Origin of the sequence: Amycolatopsis sp. GM8, assembly GCF_021653975.1 — a bacterium.
GTDB lineage: Bacteria > Actinomycetota > Actinomycetes > Mycobacteriales > Pseudonocardiaceae > Amycolatopsis_E.
Map to the genome: position 1 here is coordinate 1,027,196 of NZ_JAJKFK010000003.1, position 21,430 is coordinate 1,048,625.

Sequence of the window (21,430 nt, forward strand, 5' to 3'; positions counted from 1 at the left end):
GAGGACCTGCGATGGAAGCGCCCGGTACCAACATCAGGAGCGGCCAGCGGCTCGCGGTCGTCGTGGGCGCGGGTGGCATGGCGATGGCGGCTGCCCGGCGTCTGGGCAACACCTACCGGCTGTTCGTCGTCGACCGCGACGGCGACCATCTCGGCCGGCAGCTCGCGGCACTGCGCGCGGAGGGCCACGACGCGGCGGGAATGCCTTGCGACGTAACGGAAGCCGATGATGTCCGCGCCTGCGCCGACGCCGTCGCGGGGATCGGTCCGGTGCACGCGCTGGCACATGTCGTCGGGCTGTCGCCGAGTATGGGCGACGCCGAGGCGATCCTCCGGGTGAACCTGCGTGGGCCCGCCCTGGTCGCCGAGGCGTTCCTGCCCCTCGTCGCGAGCGGCGGAGCCGGGCTGTTCGTCTCGTCGGTGAGCGGCCATCTCGGCCCGCTCCTCGGCGAGGTGGGCCCGGAAATCCTCGAAATACTGGACGAGCCGTTGGCCTACGACCTCGTCGAGCGCGTCTTCGCCCGCACCGGGCCCATGGCGCCGCCCACGGCTTACCAGTACACGAAAACGGCGCTCATCCGGATGGTCCGCCGGCAGGCCGCCGCCTGGGGCGCGCGGGGCGCGCGCATCGTTTCGTTGTCCCCCGGGATGATCGGCACGCCGATGGGCGCGCAGGAATACGCCAACCCGAACAAGATGGCACTGTTCCAGCGGACACCGCTGGGCCGGGAGGGGACGATGGTCGAAATCGCGGACGCGTTCGAATTCCTGCTCTCCGACCGCGCGTCGTTCATCAGCGGTACCGACCTGCTCGTCGACGGCGGGCTGGCCGCGGCCGTCTCAGCGGACGCTGCCGGCTGAGTTGCCGCCGTCGACGGGAACCACGGCCCCGGTCAGGTAGGAGGACCACGGCGAGAGCAGGAAGGCCGCCGTCGAGGCGATCTCCCGGGGCGTGCCGAACCGGCCGAGCGGACTGATCTTCTTGGCGACATCGGGTTGGTAGATCTCGGTTTCCGCGGTGCGATGCGCCGCTCGCTCCGGCGTCAGGATCGCACCCGTCGAGATCATGTTGACCCGGATGTTCTGCTCGGCGTAGGTGACCGCCGCGGCCCGCGTCAAAGCGGGAATGGCGCCCTGCGACGACGCGGGCGCCGGATACTGCGGAAGCGGTCGCTCGCTGACCACGGAACCGTGATTGACGATCGCGCCACCCCGGCCGAACATCGCCTGCACCTCGTGCTTGACGCAGAGAAACACGCCATCGATCTTGACAGCGTGAATGTCGCGCCACTGCTCCAGGCTCACCTCGTGCATCGGCCCCGGCGGGACCTGCTCGATACCGGCATTGTTGAACGCGCCGTCCAGCTGCCCGAATTCACTGACGGCCCGCGCCACCATGGCCTCGACATCGGCTTCCCGGGTCACGTCGACGGCAACGCCGATCGCTTTCCCGCCGGCACCCCTGATGGCTGCCGCGTGCTTTTCGACGACCTCGCCGCGGCGGGCCGCCAGCACCACGGAGGCGCCGGCCCGGGCGAAGCCGTAGGCGGCGGCCTCTCCGATCCCTTGGCTCGCACCGGTCACGATCAGAACCCGGTCCGCCAGCATCCCGTCCGGGCAGACTGCGTCGAACTCTTCCAGCATCGACTGGTACTCCTTCGTACGCGATGTGTGGCCGGCGAATTGACGCTATCATATAGATAATATGACGTGATAGCTTCGGAGCACTGAAAAATCTCTTTGCACTGGCGTCAAATGACCTCCTGATTGGACACGCCCGGTGACCGAATCTCCCGCACCCCAAGAACCTCTCCCGCCCGTGATGGGTGTCGACGCCGCCGGCCGGCGGTTCGACGGCAAGGTCGCGTTCATCACCGGCGCGGCGCGCGGACAAGGACGTGCCGAAGCCGTCCGATTGGCGCGCGAGGGCGCCGACATCATCGCCATCGACATCTGCGCCCCGCTGGAGACGGTCACCTACGAGCTGGCCACCAAACAGGATCTCGAAGAGACGGCGCGTCTGGTGACGGGGCTCGGCCGGCGCATCGTCGCGCGCGAGGCCGACGTCCGCGATCTGGATTCGCTGACCGCGGCGGTCACCGACGGTGTCACCGAACTGGGCCGGCTGGACGTGGTGATCGCGAACGCCGGCATCACGGTCGGCGGCATGGTGTGGGAACACACCGCCAAGATGTGGCAGGAAACGATCGACGTGAACCTGACCGGCGCCTTCAACACGATCAAGGCGGCCCTGCCCACCATGATCGAGCAGGGCACCGGGGGTTCGATCGTGCTGACGAGTTCGGTCTCGGGACTGAAGGGATCGCCGTTCCACGCCGCCTATGTCGCCAGCAAACACGGCCTCGTGGGACTCATGCGGGCGGTCGCGAACGAGGTCGGCCAGTTCGGGATCCGGGTCAATTCCGTGCACCCCGGCACGGTCAACACGAAGCTGCGCCCGAAGGAGATGCTCGGCCTGATCGACAAATACCGCGACAGTTTGAGCGTGGGCTATCAGAACGTCCTCCCGGCGCAGGCGAGCGAGCCCGAGGATGTCGCCAACGCGGTCGCGTGGCTGTCGTCCGACGAAGCCCGCCACATCACCGGGCAGACCCTGCCCGTCGACCTCGGCCGGACGATCCTGTGAGCGCCGGGACGGGGCTGCGGGGCCAGGTCGCCATCGTCACGGGCGCCTCTCGGGGAATCGGCCGGGGGATCGCACTGGAACTCGGCAGGCTCGGCGCGAACGTGGCCGTCGTCGCCCGCACCACGCAACCCCGGTCGGATCTGCCGGGCACGGTGGCCACGACAGTGTCCGAATTGGAGGGACTCGGTGTCGAGGCCCTGGGCATCGCCGCGGATCTGGCCGACGGCGACGATCGCGCCCGCATCATCGAGTCCACTTGCGACCGGTTCGGGCGCCTCGACATTCTCGTGAACAACGCGGCGAACACGGGACTGCCGCATTTCGGGACCGTCTGGGAGCAGACTCTCGAAGAGTGGCGGCGCACGGTCGAGATCAACCTGAACGCGCCGTGGGATCTCATCCGGCGCGCGGCCAAGGTCATGCGCGGCCGCGGCGGGCTGATCGTGAACATCGGTTCGGACGCCGGGCGGCCGGTCGACAGGGTGGCCGGCGTGGGCGAACCGGGCTGGCTCGGCGCGGTCTACGGCACCACCAAGGCTGCCGTGCACCAGATGACGCTCTATCTGGGCACCGAACTCGCGCCGGAGGGCATCGACGTCATCGGGTACGACCCGGGCTACACCCGCACCGAGGCCGTCGATCTGCACGCGGCCACCTACGGGGTCGACACGTCGATGGCGACGCCGACCGAGGAAGTGGCTCGCGGACTCGGGTTGCTGGCCGTCTCGCCGCGCCGGCACGAGTTCCGCGGCCGGCTCGTCCGGGCGTCCGAAGTGGACTCCTGACCGGCGCCTCGGCATCGCGCTGATCGGGCGCGATGCCGAGACCGCGCCGGTCACCCCTCGACGACCGTCTCCTCCTGCGCCCGCAACGCCGGCACGTCGTCCGACCCGAGGTAGGCCGCCTGCACGACCGGGGACGCGATGACGTCGGCGGCCTCCCCCTCGAAGATCAGCTTGCCGAAGTCCAGCACGTAGATGTACTCGCAGATGTCGGTCACCAGCGCCATGTCGTGCTCGACAAGCAGGATCCCCACGTTCCGCTCGGCGACGACCCGCTGCAGGACCTCCCCGAACCTCGCCGTCTCCGCCCGGTCCAGGCCCGAAGACGGCTCGTCCAGCAGGATCACCCGGTAGGTCCCGGCCAGGCACCGCGCCAGTTCGACGAGCCGCCGCTGCCCGGTCGACAGGTCGCCGACGACCCGGTCGGCGATCTCGAGCGAATCACACATGGCCAGCGCGTGCTCGGTCGCGGCCCGCATTCTCGCCTTCTCACCGGGCGCACTGAGCAGATGGCTGAACGGGTTGGCGCCCGCCTTCGCCCCCTCCACACCGAGCGCGACGTTTTCGCGCACCGTCAGGCTGTCGAACAGTTCCATCTGCTGGAAGGTCCGGCCGATTCCGTGCCGCGCGCGGACCGGCGGACCCCACCGGGAGATGTCGCGGTCGTCGAGTGTGATCGTCCCGTCGCTCGGGCGATTGAGCCCCGAGCACGCGTTGAAGGTGGTCGTCTTGCCGGCGCCGTTGGGCCCGATGAGCCCGGTGATCCGGCCGACCGGGGCGTCGATGCCCACACCGTCCACCGCGACCAGGCCACCGAACACGACCCGGACGCCGTTCACCTTCAGGCCGCTGCCGGGAGTGACCGGTGCGGGCGCGTAGTCCCGGGTTTCGGTCACGGCGGCGGTCTTGGGCTGCCGCCGTCGCCCGATCCGGTCCAGCACCCGCCGCAGGCGCGGATCGACGCCACCGCCACTCGGAGCCATGGCATGGACCAGCGCGAACACCCCGAAGAGCACGGTGAGCCAGTAGCTGGTCTGCGTGCTGGGCAGGTACGACGGGATGAGCATCGTGAGCATTCCGGTGACCAGCGCGTACCACGGGACGCCGCCCACACTGATGATGATCAGCGTGAAGTAGATCAGCGACTGCAGCGGCGGATAGGACTGCCCGTTGATGGTCGCCGAACCGCCCGCCGCCAGCGCGCCGGCGTCCAGCACACCGGCGATCCCCGCGATGAACGCCGACAGGCAGAACACCAGCACCCGGGTCACGTTGATCGAGGCACCGCTGGTGGCCAGACCGGTCGGGCTGTCCGCGAGCCCCCGCAACAGCCGCCCGAGCCGGCTGCGGCTGATCGCCACCAATAGCCCGGTGAAGAGCAGGCAGATCACGAGCACGAGGTAGTAGTAGTTCTCGTCCGAGGTGAAATCGATGACCGTCGAGTCCGGCCGGTTCACTGTCACGCCGAGGCCCAGATCGCCGAACATGTAGCTCTGGCCGTAGAACATGTACTGCAACAGGATCCCGAACCCGAAGGTGGCCAGTGCGAGGTACAGGCCGGAGAACCGGATGGCCGGGATCGCCAGCAGCGCACCGATCGGCGTCGTGATGAGTCCGGCCATCAGGAGCGCGACGATCCACGGCCAGTGGGCGTCGGCGTTGAGATGCGCGAACGCGCACACCCCGATCGCCATGAAACTGACGTGGGCGAGGGAAACCTGACCCGACGTACGGGTGAGCAGCCCCAGCGACAGCAACAGGATCGTCAACGCGAGACCGCGCGACCAGTCCTGGATGTGGAGTCCGACGAACCCGAACTGGGGCACCAGGATCAAGAAGACGAGCAGGACCGCGCCCGCCCCGAGCTGGAGGGAAATCGGGGTGGTCCACGACGAGGTGTTCCGGGGAACGATCTTGGCGCGGTCGACGAGTCTGCGCCGCGGCGAAACCAGGAGCACGAGGAAGAGGACCAGGAACGGGGTCGACGCCGCGAGGCCGGCGAGCAGTCCCGAGGTGAACCAGTTCGTGAACAGCGCCGACGCCACCCCGATGACCAGACCACCGACGTAGGTCCGGGGCAGCGAGCTGAACGAACCGATGGCGGCGGCGCCGAACGCGGCGACGACGAGGAAGGCGATGTTCAGCGGGTCGAGCGTCTGCGGCGGCGGGACGGCGACCAGCAGCACACCCGAGGCGCACGCGAACGTCACCCCGATGATCCACGACCAGCGGCGGACCGCGACGGGATTGGTGCCGGAGATGTCGAGCAGATCGGCATTGTCGACCACGCCTCGCATGGCCACGCCGAGGCGGGCGATCCGGAAGAACAGGTACAGCCCGATCGCCGCGAGCGCACCGACTCCGAAAATGACCAGTTGTGCCAGTGAAACGGTCGTGCCGCCGATGTGGAAATCGTGGGACGGGAAGAACTCCGGCACGCTCCGGGTCACCGCGGGGTCGTAGATCAGGTTGATCCCGCCCTCGACGATGAGCAGGATGCCGACGGTACTGACCACCCGAGTGGCCAGCGGCGCGTTCACCAGCTTGCGTGCCATCAGCTCGAACAGGATGCCGAGCAGTGGTCCGACCACCAGGACGCAGATGACCGCCGCGAGTTCCCAGTTCATGCCGTGCTCCACATGCAGCACGTAGAACAGGTAGGCGCTGATCGTCGCCAGCGCACCGTGGGCGAAGTTGAAGATCCCCGATGTCTTGTACGTGAGCACCAGGCCGACGGCGGCCAGTCCGTAGACGGAACCGGTTGTCAGGCCTGCGATGATGAAAGGAAGCATTCGCCGTCCCACTTTTCGCGATGGTGGACTATGCGTTGCCGGGCCCCGCGGGCCGAGTCGTGTTCTCCGCGTAGCCGGACACGCACGGGTTGCGCGCGGAGGGCAGCAAGCCGCACCTCTCGCCGCCGGCTCTGGTCGGAGCATAAGTTCCGGCCGATGCGGTGACAAGCCCTGCGACGAGGCAATTCACCTTACGGGAAGGCTTGCTTGTGCTCCCGATCACAGGTACGGTGCACTTCTGCAGATCAGATAAACTATCTTACTAATTAAACAACGCGCTGCTCGTGCCGAAGCCAAGCCGTGCGCGGGAATGTCACGGGAAAGCCACGGGAGGTGGCGATCCGGTCACGATCCCGGCGCGCGCATGACGCAAAATGTTTTTTCCTCTGGGGACCTACGTCGTTTTCGGCTGTCGTCGACACCGTCACTCTCGCACCCAACCCCGGGACGAGCCGATCGTCCACGAACCCCTCGGGAAAGGAATCGCAGAACAATGAGTACGTCATGGAGGGCCCTCGGAGCAGGGGCGGCCGCGGCGACGCTGGCGCTGAGCCTCGTCGCCTGCGGCTCCAGTTCCGGGTCGTCGAGCGGATCGACCTCCGGCGACAGTTCCGGCGCCGGTGACCCGATCAAGATCGGCCTCATCGGATCGTTCAGCGGCCCCGCCGGCACCGGCCTCACGGCGGCGAAACTCTCCGAGATGGCCTGGGTGTCGAGCGTGAACGATACCGGCGGCATCAACGGGCACCCGGTCCAGCTTTTCGTCGAGGACGACGGCGGCGACCCGGCGAAATCCGTCAGCGCGATGAAGAACCTGGTCGAGAAAGATGGCGTGGTCGCCATCGTCGGCAGCATCGAATTCGGGCTCGAACAGGCCTGGACGAACTATGTCGACGGAAAGAAGATCCCGGTCATCGGCGGCGCGTCCTCCGTTCCGGCCTGGGAGACCGACCCGAACTTCTACCCCGTGGGCAACAGCACGAGCAACGTTTCGCGCATGACGGCCTACGGCGGCAAGCTCTCCAACAAGAACAACTTCGGCTTCGCCTACTGCGCCGAGTACCCGTCCTGCAAGCAGGCTTCGGTGAAGTACGAACAGTTCGTCAAGGACCTGGGCATGACGTATGCCAGTGGGCAGGGCGTGCCCGCGTCCGCACCGAACTACACCTCGCAGTGCCTGGCGTTCAAGAACGCGAACGCGAATTCGATCTTCCTGGCGACGCAGCCCGATGTCACCCCTCGCATCGTCTCCAGCTGCAAGGCGCAGGGGTACCAGCCGCTGTTCATCGTCGACTCGGCCACGTACCTCGATTCCTATCTCACCGACCCGGCGTTCGAAGGCATTCTGCTCAGCTCGGAAGGCCCGTTGTGGTTCGGTGACGGCCCCGGTACGGCGGATTACACCGCCGCGATGAAGAAGTACCAGCCGACGGCGCAGCAGAACAGCATCGGCGTCATCTCCTGGTACGGCGGCAAGGTCTTCGAGGCGGCGGTGAAAGCCTCGGGCGTGACCGGCAAACCGACCTCGCAGAACATCACCGACGGCCTGCACAAGCTGGGCCCCAATTTCGATCTCGGCGGCTCCATCGCACCGGTCACCTACAAGGCCGGCGCCGGTGCGGTACAGCAGTCCTGTGGCTGGTACGCCTCGATCCAGAACGGCAAGCTGACGACCCCGTTCGGTGCGAAGCGCATCTGCCTGAACTGACCCGCGAAATGCGGCTGGGCGGGAGTCGATCGACTCCCGCCCAGCCGCATTTTTGTTACCGCACCTGATGGTTATCGCACGGTCAGGTTCTGGTGACGCGGCCGCGCGAAGCGCGTCCGCGAGGGGTGGCGTGCCTGTGAGGGGTGTGGTGGCTGGCGGGCCGGGCCGCCACCCGCACCGCCACGCACGCCACCTCAGAACAGTCTCTAGTCCTCGCCGGAGGGGGTGTCGTCCGTTGTGGACGGTGCGCCGGCGTCGAGGTAGTGGGCGAACACCTCGTCGCCGACCTCGCCGGGGGCGCCCTTGAACACCGACTGCCCGCGACTGATGATCATCACCTGGTCGGCGGCCGCGAGTGCGCGGTGGACGTACTGCTCCACCAGCACGAGCGAGGTGCCCTCACGCGAGATCATGCCGAGGAATTCGTAGATCTCGTCGATGACCAACGGCGCCAGGCCCATCGACACCTCGTCCACGAAGACCAGGGCCGGGTTGTCGATGTAGGCGCGGATGACCGCCAGCATCTGCTGCTGCCCGCCGGAGAGCAGGCCGGCCGCCTGGTTGAGCTTGCGGCCCAGGATCGGGAAGTGCTCGACGGTCCGCTCGATCGCCTCTTTTTCGTTGCCACGCCAGGTGTGCAGGCGCAGGTTCTCCCGGACGGTCAGGCTCCGGTAGATACCCCGGCCTTCGGGCACGAGGCACACCCCGAGCTTGCGGCGCTGATAGGGCTTCGTGTTCGTGACCGCCCGCCCGTTGACCAGGATCTCGCCCGTGGACGGCCGGATGAGGCCGATCAGGGTTCGCAGCAAGGTCGTTTTCCCGGCGCCGTTGGGGCCGAGCACGGCCAGGATCGAGCCGGGAGCGACGCTGAAGCTGATGTCGCGCAGTACTGTCGTCTTTCCATAGCCGGCACTGAGGTTCCGTGCCTCCAGCGCCGGCGTTACGGCGGATTTTTCGTCCGAGTGCTCGGCTGAGCTCAGTGCTGACTGCGACATGTATCTGCTTACCTCCGTGGCGTGACCGTCACAGCATTCGGCTTAATTAGTGATATTTATCTTCTAAATGAAGAGACGGTACCTGTGGCCTGGAGCACACGCAAGCCTCGGCCGCCGGGCCGGCGACCGGCCTTGCGCTCCACGCCCAACGGTGAAAAAGTACTTCTCGGATGGCGTGAACGCCAGCCATGTGCCCGGGTGCCCGATCGGTCAATGCCGACCACTGGAGGACAGACGTGCCAGGCAAGCTCGATGGACAGGTCGCTGTGATCACGGGTGCGGCACAAGGGCAGGGAGCGGCCGAGGCCGCCCTGTTCGCCGCGGAAGGCGCTCGGGTGGCCGTCGCCGACGTGCAGGAGGATGCCGGGCGCGCGATCGCGGCCGAGATCGGCGACGCGGCGCGGTTCTACCCACTCGATGTGAGCGACCCCGACGCCTGGGCCCGCACGATCGACGACGTCGTGCGGCAGTGGGGCCGGCTCGACGTCCTGGTGAACAACGCCGGCATCGGCCGGCCCACCCCGGTCCTCACGGCCACGGTCGAGGAGTACCTGGCGGTGTTCCGCGTCAACGAACTGGGTGTCTTCCTCGGCACCCAGGCCGCCGCACGACAGATGATCCGGGCCCGCAGCGGCTCGATCATCAACGTGTCCTCGACGGACGGCTTCGTCGGCCAGGCGCCCTTGTCCGCCTACACGGCGTCGAAGTTCGCGGTGCGTGGGCTGACCCGCACCGCCGCGATCGAACTGGGCCCGTTGGGGATCCGGGTCAATTCGATCCATCCCGGGTGGATCGAGACCCCGATGGTCGCGGCCACCCCGGACATGATCGAGCGTGCGTCGCGTTCGCTGAGCAGGAACCCGATTCCCCGCATGGGCAAGCCGAGTGAGGCGGCGCAGGCGGCCCTATTCCTCGCCTCGGATGACTCTTCCTTCTGCACCGGAGCCGAGTTGTGCGTCGACGGCGGCATGCTCGCCGGGGGCTGGGTGCCGATGCTCCGCAAGCCGACCCTGGAGGCCGCCGAGAAGCTGGCGGCGTCATGAGACGGGCCGCCGCGCCATCCTTCGCCGGGCGACACGCACTGGTCACGGGGGCGTCCAGTGGCATCGGCGCCTACGTGGCCCGGTTTCTGGCGGAACACCGAGCCTCGGTCACGGTCACAGCGCGCCGCCGCAAGGAACTCGACGAGGTGGCTCGCACCATCAACGGCACAAGTGTGGTGTGCGACCTGACCGACCGCACCGAGCTGGAGACGCTCGCGGAGGTGGCGGCGGAGACCGACATCCTCGTGCTCAATGCCGCGCTTCCCGGCAGCGGCACGCTGGACTCGTTCAGCGTCGCGGAACTCGACCATGTGCTGGACACCAATCTGCGCGCGCCGCTGGTGCTCGCCCGGGCGGCCCTGCCGAACATGACCAAGCGCGGCAACGGATCGATCATCTTCATGTCGTCGATCTCGGCGAAGTACCCGACCGCCGCCCAGACGTTGTACGGGGCCACCAAAGCCGGCCTCCGTGCGGCGGCACACGCCATCCGGCAGGACATGTACGGCACCGGCGTCACGGTTTCCGTGCTGTTCCCGGGACCGGTGAGTGAAGTGGGCATGTGGGCCGAGACGGGACTGAAGCCGCCCAAGGGGATGAAAGAGGTCCCGCCGACGGCGATCTGTGCGGCGATCACCGACGCGATCACTCATGACGTCGTCGAGCGCGATCTCTTCACCGGGATGCTGCGAGTGCAAGCCGTGCTGGCGCAGCTGCGCCCGGCGTGGTCCATGGCACTCAGCCGGTTTACGGCCAAGAGCCAGGCGGCCGAGATGACGGTGGCCCACGGCGCCAAACGTTAGGAAACGCGATGGCCACCACCGTACGGAAGTCCTTTTGCCGGGTCTGCCACAACGCCTGCCCGATCCAGGTCGAGATCGACGGCGGACGCGCGGTCAAGGTCCGTGCCGACGCCAGTCCCACCCACGGCGGATACACCTGTGCCCGGGGCCGGGCGCTGCCCGACATCGAGAATTCCGGATCTCGCCTGCTGCACTCGATGAAGCGGACGGCGGACGGATCCCACGTACCGATCGAGACGTCGCGAGCCATCGCGGAGATCGCGGACCGGCTCGGCTCATTGATCGCCGAGCACGGGCCGCGTTCGGTGGCCTGGTACGGCGGGACGAAGCTCAGCCCGAATCCGCTGAGCGAACCCATGTCGATGGCTTTCATGGACGCGATCGGCTCGCCAATGCGCTTCACCGCCAACACCATCGACAAGCCGGGGAAGGTCATCGCCAAGGGGCTGCACGGGTCGTGGCTCGCGCCCACTCACGGGTTCGACGAGCCAGACGTGGCGCTGTACCTGGGCGCCAATGGGCTCGTGAGCCTCGCGGGAACCCCGCACGGATCGCCCGGCCGGTTCATCGCCGAATTCCGCGCCCGCGGTGGCCGGCTCATCGTGATCGATCCCCGCCGCACCGCGCTCGCCGCGCGTGCCACCGTGCACCTTCAGGCGCGGGCCGGGCATGACGCGGCGATCCTCGCCGCACTGCTCAACGTGATTCTCGCCGAAGGGTGGGAGGACGCGGAATTCCTGCGGGAGAACGTCTCGGGCGTCGACGAGCTCAGGCGGGTGGTCGCACCATTCACCCCGCAGGCCGTGGGTGACCGGGCCGGCGTCGACGCCGCCGATCTCGTCGCGGCCGCGCGCATCTTCGCCCAGGCACGACGCGGGTTCGCGGTGGCCGGTACCGGACCCAATATGGGAGCCGGGAACGGGACACTGGTCGAATACCTCGTCCTGGTCCTCGACACGGTGTGCGGGCACTACGCCCGCGCCGGTGACCGGGTCCGGAACCCGGGCACGCTGATTCCCCGGGTCCCGGCGAAAGCACAGGCCTCGCCGCCGAGACCGGCTTTCGGTATCGGGGAACGGATCCGAGTACGCGGCCTGTCCAATTCACTGGCGGGTATGCCGACGGCCGCGCTGCCCGAGGAAATCCTCACCCCCGGTGAAGGACGGGTGCGGGCCCTCATCGTCCTCGGTGGCAACCCGGCCGTTGTGTGGCCGGACCAGGTGCTGACGCTGGAGGCGTTGCGGGACCTGGAACTGCTGGTCACCTTGGACGTCGAGATGTCGCAGACGTCGCAACTGGCGCACTATGTGATGGCGTCCCAGATGAGCCTGGAGGTACCGGGGTACACGCTGCTGTCGGACCTGTTGCTCTTCTACGGCAACGCGTCGAGCGGATTCGTCGACGCGGCGGCGCAGTACACCCCGGCGCTCGTCGAACCACCGCCGGGATCGGATGTCATCGAGGAATGGCGGTTCTTCCACGAACTCGCCAAGGAAATGGGACTCGCACTGAATTTGCGGGCAGGCGCCAGCTTCATGCCCGGCAGCCCTCCCCCGACACCGCTGGACATGACCGCCACCCCGACCGGCGACGAAATGCTGGAGATCCTCGCAGCCGGCTCCCGGGTACCGCTGGCCGAGATCAAGGCCAACGACAGTGTGGCCCTCTACCCGGACGAGACGTGCGTGGTCGCGCCCAAGGACGAGGACTGGCCACATCGGCTGTGCATAGGGGACGAAACGATGCTCGCCGAACTGGAGGCGCTGGCGCCGGGTCGCTGGCGCGACACGGATGCCGCGTTCGAGTTCCGTCTGCTGTCCCGCCGGCTGGACCACATGCTCAACTCCTCCTACAACATTCCGGCGACGAACCGGGGCAAGAACATCAACCTCGCCTACTTCAATCCGGACGATCTCGCTCGTCTCGGACTCGCCGACGGCGCGCGCATTGAGCTCGTGTCCGCGCGCGCCAGTATCCCGGGCATCGTCGCGACGGAGCCGGGGCTGCGCTCCGGGTACATCTCGATGGCACACGGCTTCGGCGGCGTTCACGACACCGAAGCGGAGTTCGCCTCGGCCGGCTCGGCGACGACGCGTCTGCTGTCGGCGACCGAGGTGTTCGACCGCTACTCGGGTCAGCCGCTGATGTCGAACGTGCCGGTGAACGTCCGCGTCACCGGGTGAGCGTCACCAGCCCCGGTTGACGAACACCTCGGTGCCGATGACGCCATCGGCCGCCAGCTTGTCCACTTCCTCGTCCGTGCGGCCGAGCAGATCGACGAGGATCTCGCGGTTGTGCTCGCCGAGCAGCGGCGCCGGCCGGCGGTGCCATCGCGTGGGGCCGGACGAGGAGCGCAGCGGATAACCGGTCACCCGGATCCGCCCGACGACCGGGTGCTCCACCCACTCGTGCAGGCCGCTGGCCTGCACCGGCGGCGCGTCGGCCAGTTCATGTGGGTGCAGCACGGCCGCGGCCGGCACGCCGGCGGCCGCCAGTTCGTCCGCCAGAGCCGCCGCCGGCCGGTCCGCGCACCACGCGCCCAGAACCGTGTCGATCACATCGTGCTGTGCGCGACGTTCGGCGAGGTCCCATTCCGGCGAAAACTCCGCCGAGCCGACCAGCTCACACAGCGCACGCCACTGCTCGTCATCCTCGACACTGATCGCGATCCAGTCGTCGGGCGCGACGCCTTCGTACTTGTTCTGACGATCGGCCGCGCGGTACACGCCCTGCGGCGCGATCGTCCACGACCGGTTGCCGACGCGCCCCAGAACCACGCCACTCGTGGAGAACTCGGCGACCTGCTCCACCGCGACGTTGAGCGCCGGGCCGATCTGAGGGGACTCCAGGAGCATGCCGTTGCCGGAGCGACGACGGTGCTCCAGCGCGAGCAGCAGGGCGATGGTGCCGTGCATGCCACCCACGGCGTCGGACGCCGCACCGATGATCTTCGGGCGGTCCTCGGGCATCCCGGTCACCCAGGACAACCCGGAGGCCTCGTCGATGGTCGGCGCGTACGCGACCCGGTCGACCCACGGCCCGGTCACGCCGAATCCCGGCGCCCGCAGCATGACGATGTCCGGCCGCCGCGCACACAGGTCGTCGTAACCGAGACCCAGCTGGGGCATGACCCGGGGGCTGTAGTTCTCGATGACCACATCGGACTTCGCGACGAGGTCCAGCAGCGCGTCCTTACCCGGCTGCTGGGCCAGATCCAGGGTCAGACCGCGCTTCATGGTGTTGGTGCCGTTGAAGTACGGGCTGGTTTCCCACCAATTGGGCTCGGTCATCGGGACGGTCATGGCCATCCGGATCCCGTCCGGGCGCTGTGCCGACTCGACGTGGATGACGTCGGCGCCGAGCAGCGCGAGCGGGTGCGCGATGATCGGCCCGGCCCAGAACGCCGTCATGTCAACGATTCGGAGGCCGCTGAAGGGCAGCATCGCGTTCTCGCCGGTGGGCTTGTCCTGAACGGGAATGAGCGGCGACAGCTCCGCCGCGCGCAGCCGTTCGGTGTCCGCCCCCAGTCCGGGCGCGGGCAGCGGCTCTCGTCGGCGCGCCCCACCGGACATCGAATACCAGACGTCGGGCTGGGCTGCTTTCGTCCGCGGGTTCTCGATGAAGAAGTTCCGCTCGACGAAATGGTCCTGCTCCAAGGCGGTCTCGCCGGTCGTCACTTCGGCTACCGGGAGCCGGAACAGCGCCGCGAGCTCGACGATGTCGGCGCAGTCGCGTTCGGCCGTCCATTCGTCGATGTAGCTGACGAGCTCCTCGTACCGGGTGGCGCGGTTGTCCATCAGCCCGAGTGAGGCGTCCTCCAGCCAGTCCTCGCGCCCGACCATCGAGCAGAAGTCCAGCCACTGCTGGCCGGTCGTCACCCACAGCCCGACCCAGCGTTCGTCGCGAGTGCGGTGGATGCCGGGCAGCGAGTCGTGGCGGCTGAGCCGGTGCGGCCGCTTCGCCAGGTCCAAAAAGGTCATCGGGAACATGCAATGGGTGAGCTGCAGAACCTCGAGCCCGGCGATGTCCACCGTCTCGCCCACACCAGACGCGATGGTCCGGACGCGGCTCACCAGCAGGCCCAGGGCGGCCGCCGCGCCGGAAGCGTAGTCACCCTGGTTGCCACCGAGCATCGTCGGCGCCATGTCCGAAGGGCCGTGGTTCCAGGCGCTGCCGGCCATCGACTGCAGGGTGAACTCGTTCGCGGGCCGGCCGCGCCACGGATTGTCGAGGCCGAAGGGCGTGAGGGCCACGACGGTCAGATGCGGGAACCGTTGCCGGAGCGCTTCGGGCGCGAACTCCGGCACCGCCCCGAACGCGCCTTCCCCGGACCACACCACGGCATCCGCCCCGGCGATGATCCGGAGCGCGAACTCGAGGTCTTCGCCGGACACCGGATCGATCACCACGCTGAGCTTGGCGCAACTCAGACTCTGGAACAGCACGCCGCCGAATTCCGGGTCCACCGGCGCGGCGATGGCCGAGCGCCGCCGCAATGCCTTGCCCGCGGGCGGTTCGAGCAGAATGACCTCGGCACCCGCGTCCGCGACGATCTTGGTGGCATACGCGCCGGGGATCCCCTCACTCAGGTCGACGACGCGGAAAGCGCCCTCCAGTGGCGGGGTACCAGTCATGGTGTCTCCTCGACCTCATCGTCCCACCGCGGTTGCGGCCTGGCGGAGAAACAGTTTCTCAAGCCAATCGTCTCCCGCGCCGAGTGTCAAGTGGCGAGACGGCTCGCACACCGTGCGCGCCACGGTATGTTCTCGGCATGGCACAGGATGGCGTGGGCGGATTGGAGCTCCCATGAGCGCGCGGGCGAAGGGACAAACCACGAGCGGCGAACCGGCGGCCGGTGGCGACGAGGGGCCGGGTCAAGCGCCGTCCGCGGCGCAGGTGGCACGGTCGGAGAAGTACGAGGCCGAACGCCGGACGCTGCTCGATGCCGGCTACCGCTACCTCGCCCGGGGCAGTTCGGAACGCGGCATCGTGCTGGATGTCCTGGCGGACTGCAGTTTGTCCACCCGGGCGTTCTATCGCCATTTCGAGTCGCGCGACGAGTTCCTGCTCACCATGTTGCGCGATGACGGCGATCGGGTCACGCGCTGGCTCACGGACATAGTGGACCAGACGAATACCGGCGAAGAGGCCCTGCGCGCCTATGTCCGGGCATTCCTTTCGGTCGCGTATGAGGCACGCCGCGCTCGGCGGGTGCGCGCCCTCGCTTCGGAAGAAGTCCGGTCGGCGCGTGGCCGCACCGAGGTCGCCGCGCAAGATGCCGAGGTGAAGCGGCAGATCCTGCGCGGCATCTTCGAACTCGGCCTGCGCGACGGCACGATCCCCGGTGCGGAACCGGTCGCGGACGCGTATGCCCTGAATGTGCTGCTGGTGTCCTACGTCTCGGACCGGCTCGCGGGTGTCCACGTGGTGTCGTTCAGGTCCGCGGTCGACCACACGGTCGCATTGTTCCTGCGCTGACCTGTCGCTCCACAAAGGACTGAAAATGTCGTTCGCCTCCGTTCAGGAGACGAAGGTCCAGCCGGGGCCGGCCGCACCTGGCACCAGCCGCCCGAAACGCAGGCCGGGGAAATGCGAGCCGGCCCCGACCGATGCCCCTTCTTCCATTTCCCGGAGGTAGATCTCCTTCGTCCGCCGGGCGAGTTCGGGATCGAAATCACCGATGCACTGCCATTCGGCGTCCTGGAGCTCGACCGGGCAATGCACCATGTCGCCGAGAATCAGCGCGCGTTCGCGACCCGATGAGAGCACGACGACCGAGCTACCGGGCGTGTGGCCGGGGGCGAGCTCCACGTCGACGCCCGGAGCGATCGCCTGATCGCGGTCGAAGGTCTCGATCCGGTCCAGCACCGGAGCCAGCCGCTCGCGCGCGCTCGGGCTGCCCCAGACCGCCATCGTGAACGATTCATCGACCTGCGGCCCGAAGAAATAGTCGAGATCCTGCGCGGAACAGCGCACCACGGCATTCGGGAAGAACGGCTTGCCGTGCGCGGAAACCCAGCCGATGTGATCGGCGTGCAAATGGGTCAGGATCACATCGGTGATGTCTTCCGGCCTGACACCCGCGGCGGCGAGTGAGTCCGGGAGCGCGCCGTGCCGCATCTTCGTGGTCAGCGCGAGGTCGATCGCGGCGTCCACCGCCGCGCCGGTCAGACCCTTTGCCCGGAACTGGTTCCCGAGCTGGTCGCGCAGGTCGTCGCGCGGAGCACCGTGCTCGTCCACTCCCCCACCGGCATCGACGAGCAGCAGCCGATCGCCGGTGCGCACCAGGAACGACCCGATCTGGCTGACGAGATTGCCCCGCGGATCCAGATGCTCCTGGTACGGCTGCCATTCCTCCGGCGACCGGCCGGGGAATCCGGTGGCGGGCAGGCCGGTGATGTCGCCATCGATGATCGAGTGAACCGTGATCTCGCCGAGCAACATGAGAGTGCTCCTAGCTCGCTACCTCGATGTAGTGGGCCTAATCAGGATACTTATCTAGAAGAATAACACACCGTGGTTGACAAGCAGTCCCGCGCGAGTCAGGATCGTCCCACTGTTCAGAACATTACGTTCCACAGACATGAACGGAGGAGCTTCGCTGATGAACGAAGGCGCGCCACGCCGAGGCGCGGACGGGAGCGCGCTTCCCCTCGCGGACGTCACGGTCGTCGGCCTGGAGCAGGCGGTCGCGGGCCCGTACGCCACCCGGCAGCTCGCCGACCTCGGCGCGCGGGTCATCAAGGTGGAGCATCCGGACGGCGGGGATTTCGCGCGCGCCTACGACGATGTCGTGGCCGGTCAGTCGAGCGTGTTCGTGTGGCTGAACCGGGGCAAGGAGTCCGTGCAGCTGGATCTGAAGACCGACGCCGGCCGGGCGATCCTCGACGAGCTCCTCACCGCCGCCGACGTCTTCGTCGCCAACCTGTCGCCCCGCGCGCTCGCCGAACTGCGCCTCGACGCCGGCGCCCTGCGCGCCACCCACCCGAGCCTGATCACCTGCACCATCTCCGGGTACGCGCCCGATGGACCGCAGCCCGGCAAAAAGGCCTACGACGCGCTGGTCCAGGCGGAAACGGGACTGATGGCACTGACCGGATGGCCCGGCGCACCGGCCAAAACCGGCATCTCCGTCGCCGACATCGCCGCGGGTTCCTTCGCCTACAGCGGGGTTCTCGCCGCGCTGCGGCACCGCGACCGGACCGGCGAGACGCTCCCGGTGCACGTGCCGTTGTTCGCGGCGCTGACCGAGTGGATGGCCTACCCGCTCTACTACACCACGCACGGCGGCAAGGCCCCCGCGCCGATGGGGACCGCGCACCCGACGATCGCCCCGTACGGCGCGATGCCCACTGCCGACGGACGGCGGCTGATGATCGCCGTGCAGAACGACCGCGAGTGGCACCGGTTGTGCGCCGAGGTGCTGGGCACGCGGGAGCTGCTGGACAATCCCCGCCTGGCCACCAACGGCCTGCGCGTCGAGCACCGCGCCGAGCTGGACTCCTTGCTGGACAACGCTTTCCGCGCACTCCCCGAGGCCGTGCTCGTCGAACGGCTCGAGAGCGCGCGGATCGCGTGGGCGCGGCTCAACGACATCGGGGACCTGGCGCGGCATCCCGAACTCGCCGCGCCGGACCGCTGGCTCGACACCCCCATCCCCGCCGGCCGGATCCGGACGCTCGCACCGGTCGCCGCGCCCGGCGGTCGCATGGCCCGCGAAGGCGAAGTGCCCGCGCTCGGGCAGCACACCGCGTCCGTGCTCGCCGAGCTGGCGGCACGGCGGAAGGAGACGGCATGAGCACGCACGACGGCTGGCAGGGGCGGTTCTTCGAGGACTTCGTGCCCGGGGACGTCTACCGGCATCCACTCGGCCGCACGATCACCACCACGGACAACATCTGGTTCACCCTCTTGACGCAGAACACCGCGCCGCTGCACTTCGACCACGAGTACGCCAAGCGCACCGAGTTCGGCAAGCCGCTGGTGAACTCGACGCTCACGCTGGCGCTCGTCGCCGGGCAGAGCGTCACCGATGTCTCGCAGAACGTCTTCGCCAACCTCGGCTGGACCGACATCACGCTGCCCGCCCCGGTCTTCGAGGGCGACACGATCCGTTCCAGCTCCACGGTTCTCGACGTGCGCGAGTCGAAATCCCGGCCCACGCTGGGTGTTGTCACGGTGCGCACAACAGGTGTGAAGCAAACCGGCGAGACGGTCATCGAGTACAGCCGGACCCTGCTGGTCTACAAGCGCGGGCACGGCCCGCGATCGGAGGAAGTGGCGTGAGCAGCACCGAAACGGCCGCGAAGGATCGCGCCGAGTTGCGCGACGACCTGCGCCGGCTGATCGACACGATCTGCGCCGACTACCCGGGCGCCTACTGGCGCGAGGTCGACGAGGCGCGCCGCTACCCGGAGGAGTTCGTCGACGCCCTCACCGGCACGGGATGTCTCGGCGCGCTCGTGCCCGAGGAGTACGGCGGTCTGGGCCTGGGCCTCGGGGACGCGTCGGTGCTGCTGGAGGGGATCAACGCCAACGGCGGCAACTCCGGTCCGGTGCACGCGCAGCTCTACACGATGGGTTCGGTGCTGCGGCACGGCAGCGAGGAGCAGAAGCGGCGCTACCTGCCGGACATCGCGGCCGGCAAGGTGCGGCTGCAGGCGTTCGGCATCACCGAGCCGACGGCGGGCACCGACACCACCAGCATCCGCACCACGGCGACGCGCACCGAGGACGGCTACGTCGTCAACGGGCAGAAGGTCTTCATCTCCCGCGTCCAGCACTCGGACCTGATGCTGCTGCTGGCCCGCACGACCCGGCGCGAGGACGTGGCCCGCAAGTCCGAGGGCATGTCGCTGTTCCTGATCGACCTGCGCGAGGTGTCCGGGGTCGAGGTCCGTCCTATTCGGACGATGGTCAACCACGAGACCAACGAGATCTTCTTCAACGACACGCACATCCCCGCGAGCGCGCTGATCGGCGAGGAGGGCCGCGGTTTCTCCTACGTCCTGGACGGGATGAACGCCGAGCGCATCCTCATCGCGTCGGAATGCGTCGGCGACGGGCGCTGGTTCGTCGAGCGCGCGTCCCGGTACGCGAGCGAGCGCGAGGTCTTCGGCCGTCCGATCGGGCGCAACCAGGGCGTGCAGTTCCCGATCGCCCAGGCGCACGTGCACGTCGAGGCGGCCGATCTGATGCGCTGGAAGGCCGCGGACCTGTTCGACGCCGGGCAGCCGTGCGGGGCCGAGGCGAACATGGCGAAGCTGCTGGCATCGGAGGCGTCGTGGGAGGCAGCGGACGTCGCGCTGCAGACGCACGGCGGCTACGGGATGGCCGCGGAGTACGACATCGAGCGCAAGTTCCGGGAGACCCGGCTGTACCGGATCGCGCCGATCTCGTCGAACCTGATCCTGTCCTACGTCGGGGAGCACGTCCTCGGCATGCCCCGGTCGTTCTGATGGGCACCACGTTCGCCGAGCTCGCCCGCTGGGCCACGACGCTCGCGCCCACGGACGCAGATCGGGCGCTGGCGCGGACCGCGCTGGCCGACACGCTGGCTGTCACCCTCGCCGCGGAGCACGAGCCGATCGTCGCGCACACCGAGGGTATGCCGGCGGCGCTGCGCTGGGCCGCGATCGGGCACGCGCTCGACTTCGACGACGTGCACCTGCCCTCGACCTCGCACGTCAGCGTGGTCTGCGCGAGCGCGACGCTGGCCGCCGGCGGTGGGGAGCGCGAGTTCCTGGCCGCGGCCGGGGTGATGGCCCGGCTGGGCAGCGCGCTCGGTTGGCGGCACTACGAACGTGGCTGGCATGCCACCTGCACGGCCGGGGCGCCGGCCGCGGCGGTCGCGGCCGCGCTCGCGTCCGGACTGGACGCGGACGGCGTGCTGCGGGCAATGGCACTCGCGCTCCCCGCCGCCGGTGGGCTGCAGCGCGCCTTCGGCACCGAGGCGAAACCGCTGCAGGTCGGGTTCGCCGCCGACGCCGGGGTCCGGGCGGCGCGGCTGGCCGCGGCGGGAGCGAACGCCGATCCGTCCGCGCTGGACCGCTGGTTCGCGCTCCTCGGCGGTGAGCACGAGCTGGACCTGTCCGGGCCCGCCGTGCCGGACGGGCTCGCGATCAAGCCTTTTCCTTGCTGCTACGCGCTTCAGCGCCCGATCGGCGCGACGAGACGGTGCGGGCCGGTACCGCTCGGCAAGATCGGCTCGATCGAGGTGCTGGTGGCGGAGTCCACGTTGCAGCCACTGATCCACGACCGGCCGAGCACCGGCGCGGAGGGCAAGTTCTCGTTGCCCTACGCCATTGCCGCGACGCTCGTCGACGGTTTCCCGACGCCCGCGAGTTTCACCGACTCCGCCGTCGCCCGACCGGAGATCGGCACCCTGCTCGACCGCCTCACCGTCCGGGCGTCCCCGGGCGGCAAAGGGGTCCTCGCCGGGGCCACGACTGTCCGAATAGGACTCACCGACGGGCCGCCCGTCGAGCGAACCCTTGACATCCCGCCGGGGCACCCCGCGTTGCCGCTGTCCGCGGCCGAGCTGACCGCGAAGATCACCGGGTGCGTGGGCGAGGACAGCGCCGCGGCGGTCGCCGGTGCCGACTGGACGAGCGCCGCGCGGATCCTGACCCGGACCTTCCCACCAGATTCCCGAAAGTGAG

Annotated in this window: 17 protein-coding genes; 12 read left to right on the plus strand and 5 right to left on the minus strand. The window is 68.5% G+C overall.

Annotated features, from left to right (window positions below; genetic code table 11):
• Positions 1-11: 11 nt before the first annotated feature.
• Positions 12-860, plus strand: coding sequence for an SDR family oxidoreductase (locus tag LOZ83_RS18280; RefSeq protein ID WP_236791995.1), 849 nt, complete (start codon positions 12-14; stop codon positions 858-860).
• Here the strand turns inward: LOZ83_RS18280 and LOZ83_RS18285 are convergent.
• On the minus strand, positions 840-1,643 hold the full coding sequence (locus tag LOZ83_RS18285; protein ID WP_236791996.1) for an SDR family NAD(P)-dependent oxidoreductase: 804 nt from the start codon (positions 1,641-1,643) through the stop codon (positions 840-842). The genes LOZ83_RS18280 and LOZ83_RS18285 overlap by 21 nt on opposite strands.
• Before the next feature lie 178 nt (positions 1,644-1,821).
• Here LOZ83_RS18285 and LOZ83_RS18290 point away from each other — a divergent pair, with 178 nt between their 5' ends.
• Together LOZ83_RS18290 and LOZ83_RS18295 are read left to right on the plus strand one after the other, a co-directional pair.
• Positions 1,822-2,646: a mycofactocin-coupled SDR family oxidoreductase gene (locus LOZ83_RS18290; RefSeq protein ID WP_236791997.1), complete on the plus strand. Its 825-nt coding sequence runs from the start codon at positions 1,822-1,824 to the stop codon at positions 2,644-2,646.
• On the plus strand, positions 2,643-3,431 hold the full coding sequence (locus tag LOZ83_RS18295; protein ID WP_236791998.1) for an SDR family NAD(P)-dependent oxidoreductase: 789 nt from the start codon (positions 2,643-2,645) through the stop codon (positions 3,429-3,431). Before LOZ83_RS18290 ends, LOZ83_RS18295 begins: the two co-directional genes overlap by 4 nt.
• A gap of 50 nt (positions 3,432-3,481) precedes the next feature.
• Here the strand turns inward: LOZ83_RS18295 and LOZ83_RS18300 are convergent, their stop codons facing one another.
• Complete coding sequence (locus LOZ83_RS18300; protein ID WP_236791999.1) at positions 3,482-6,220, minus strand: branched-chain amino acid ABC transporter permease/ATP-binding protein; 2,739 nt, start codon at positions 6,218-6,220, stop codon at positions 3,482-3,484.
• A 493-nt stretch (positions 6,221-6,713) separates the two neighbouring features.
• Here LOZ83_RS18300 and LOZ83_RS18305 point away from each other — a divergent pair, with 493 nt between their 5' ends.
• On the plus strand, positions 6,714-7,928 hold the full coding sequence (locus tag LOZ83_RS18305; RefSeq protein ID WP_236792000.1) for an ABC transporter substrate-binding protein: 1,215 nt from the start codon (positions 6,714-6,716) through the stop codon (positions 7,926-7,928).
• Between the two features lie 206 nt (positions 7,929-8,134).
• Here LOZ83_RS18305 and LOZ83_RS18310 read toward each other — a convergent pair whose 3' ends face one another.
• Entirely contained in the window at positions 8,135-8,923 is a 789-nt protein-coding gene (locus LOZ83_RS18310; protein ID WP_236792001.1) for an ABC transporter ATP-binding protein, read from the minus strand.
• Positions 8,924-9,159: 236 nt separating this feature from the next.
• Between LOZ83_RS18310 and LOZ83_RS18315 the strand changes: the two genes are divergently transcribed.
• From LOZ83_RS18315 to LOZ83_RS18325, 3 genes are read left to right on the plus strand one after another with little or no spacing between them, the layout of a single operon-like run.
• The gene (locus LOZ83_RS18315) at positions 9,160-9,966 is read left to right on the plus strand and encodes an SDR family NAD(P)-dependent oxidoreductase (protein WP_236792002.1); all 807 of its coding nucleotides are present in this window, start codon (positions 9,160-9,162) and stop codon (positions 9,964-9,966) included.
• Positions 9,963-10,769 carry an SDR family oxidoreductase gene (locus LOZ83_RS18320; protein WP_236792003.1) on the plus strand — a complete coding sequence of 269 codons (807 nt, stop codon included), beginning with the start codon at positions 9,963-9,965 and terminating at the stop codon, positions 10,767-10,769. Before LOZ83_RS18315 ends, LOZ83_RS18320 begins: the two co-directional genes overlap by 4 nt.
• 8 nt (positions 10,770-10,777) lie before the next feature.
• The gene (locus LOZ83_RS18325; RefSeq protein WP_236792004.1) at positions 10,778-12,952 is read left to right on the plus strand and encodes a molybdopterin-dependent oxidoreductase; all 2,175 of its coding nucleotides are present in this window, start codon (positions 10,778-10,780) and stop codon (positions 12,950-12,952) included.
• A gap of 3 nt (positions 12,953-12,955) precedes the next feature.
• Here the strand turns inward: LOZ83_RS18325 and LOZ83_RS18330 are convergent, their stop codons facing one another.
• The gene (locus LOZ83_RS18330) at positions 12,956-15,403 is read right to left on the minus strand and encodes a CoA transferase (RefSeq protein ID WP_236792005.1); all 2,448 of its coding nucleotides are present in this window, start codon (positions 15,401-15,403) and stop codon (positions 12,956-12,958) included.
• A 172-nt stretch (positions 15,404-15,575) separates the two neighbouring features.
• On the opposite strand from LOZ83_RS18330, the gene LOZ83_RS18335 reads away from it, so the two are divergent.
• Complete coding sequence (locus LOZ83_RS18335) at positions 15,576-16,247, plus strand: TetR/AcrR family transcriptional regulator (protein WP_236792006.1); 672 nt, start codon at positions 15,576-15,578, stop codon at positions 16,245-16,247.
• Between the two features lie 42 nt (positions 16,248-16,289).
• Here the strand turns inward: LOZ83_RS18335 and LOZ83_RS18340 are convergent, their stop codons facing one another.
• Positions 16,290-17,213: an MBL fold metallo-hydrolase gene (locus LOZ83_RS18340; protein ID WP_236792007.1), complete on the minus strand. Its 924-nt coding sequence runs from the start codon at positions 17,211-17,213 to the stop codon at positions 16,290-16,292.
• A 160-nt stretch (positions 17,214-17,373) separates the two neighbouring features.
• Here LOZ83_RS18340 and LOZ83_RS18345 point away from each other — a divergent pair, with 160 nt between their 5' ends.
• From LOZ83_RS18345 to LOZ83_RS18360, 4 genes are read left to right on the plus strand one after another with little or no spacing between them, the layout of a single operon-like run.
• Positions 17,374-18,567, plus strand: coding sequence for a CaiB/BaiF CoA-transferase family protein (locus LOZ83_RS18345; RefSeq protein WP_236792008.1), 1,194 nt, complete (start codon positions 17,374-17,376; stop codon positions 18,565-18,567).
• A complete protein-coding gene (locus tag LOZ83_RS18350) occupies positions 18,564-19,055 on the plus strand; it encodes a MaoC family dehydratase (RefSeq protein WP_236792009.1) in 492 nt (163 codons plus the stop codon). The genes LOZ83_RS18345 and LOZ83_RS18350 overlap by 4 nt, the downstream gene beginning before the upstream one ends.
• The gene (locus LOZ83_RS18355; protein WP_236792010.1) at positions 19,052-20,227 is read left to right on the plus strand and encodes an acyl-CoA dehydrogenase family protein; all 1,176 of its coding nucleotides are present in this window, start codon (positions 19,052-19,054) and stop codon (positions 20,225-20,227) included. The genes LOZ83_RS18350 and LOZ83_RS18355 overlap by 4 nt, the downstream gene beginning before the upstream one ends.
• Positions 20,227-21,429, plus strand: a complete 1,203-nt coding sequence (locus tag LOZ83_RS18360) for an MmgE/PrpD family protein (protein WP_236792011.1) — start codon at positions 20,227-20,229, stop codon at positions 21,427-21,429. The genes LOZ83_RS18355 and LOZ83_RS18360 overlap by 1 nt, the downstream gene beginning before the upstream one ends.
• Position 21,430: the final 1 nt, after the last annotated feature.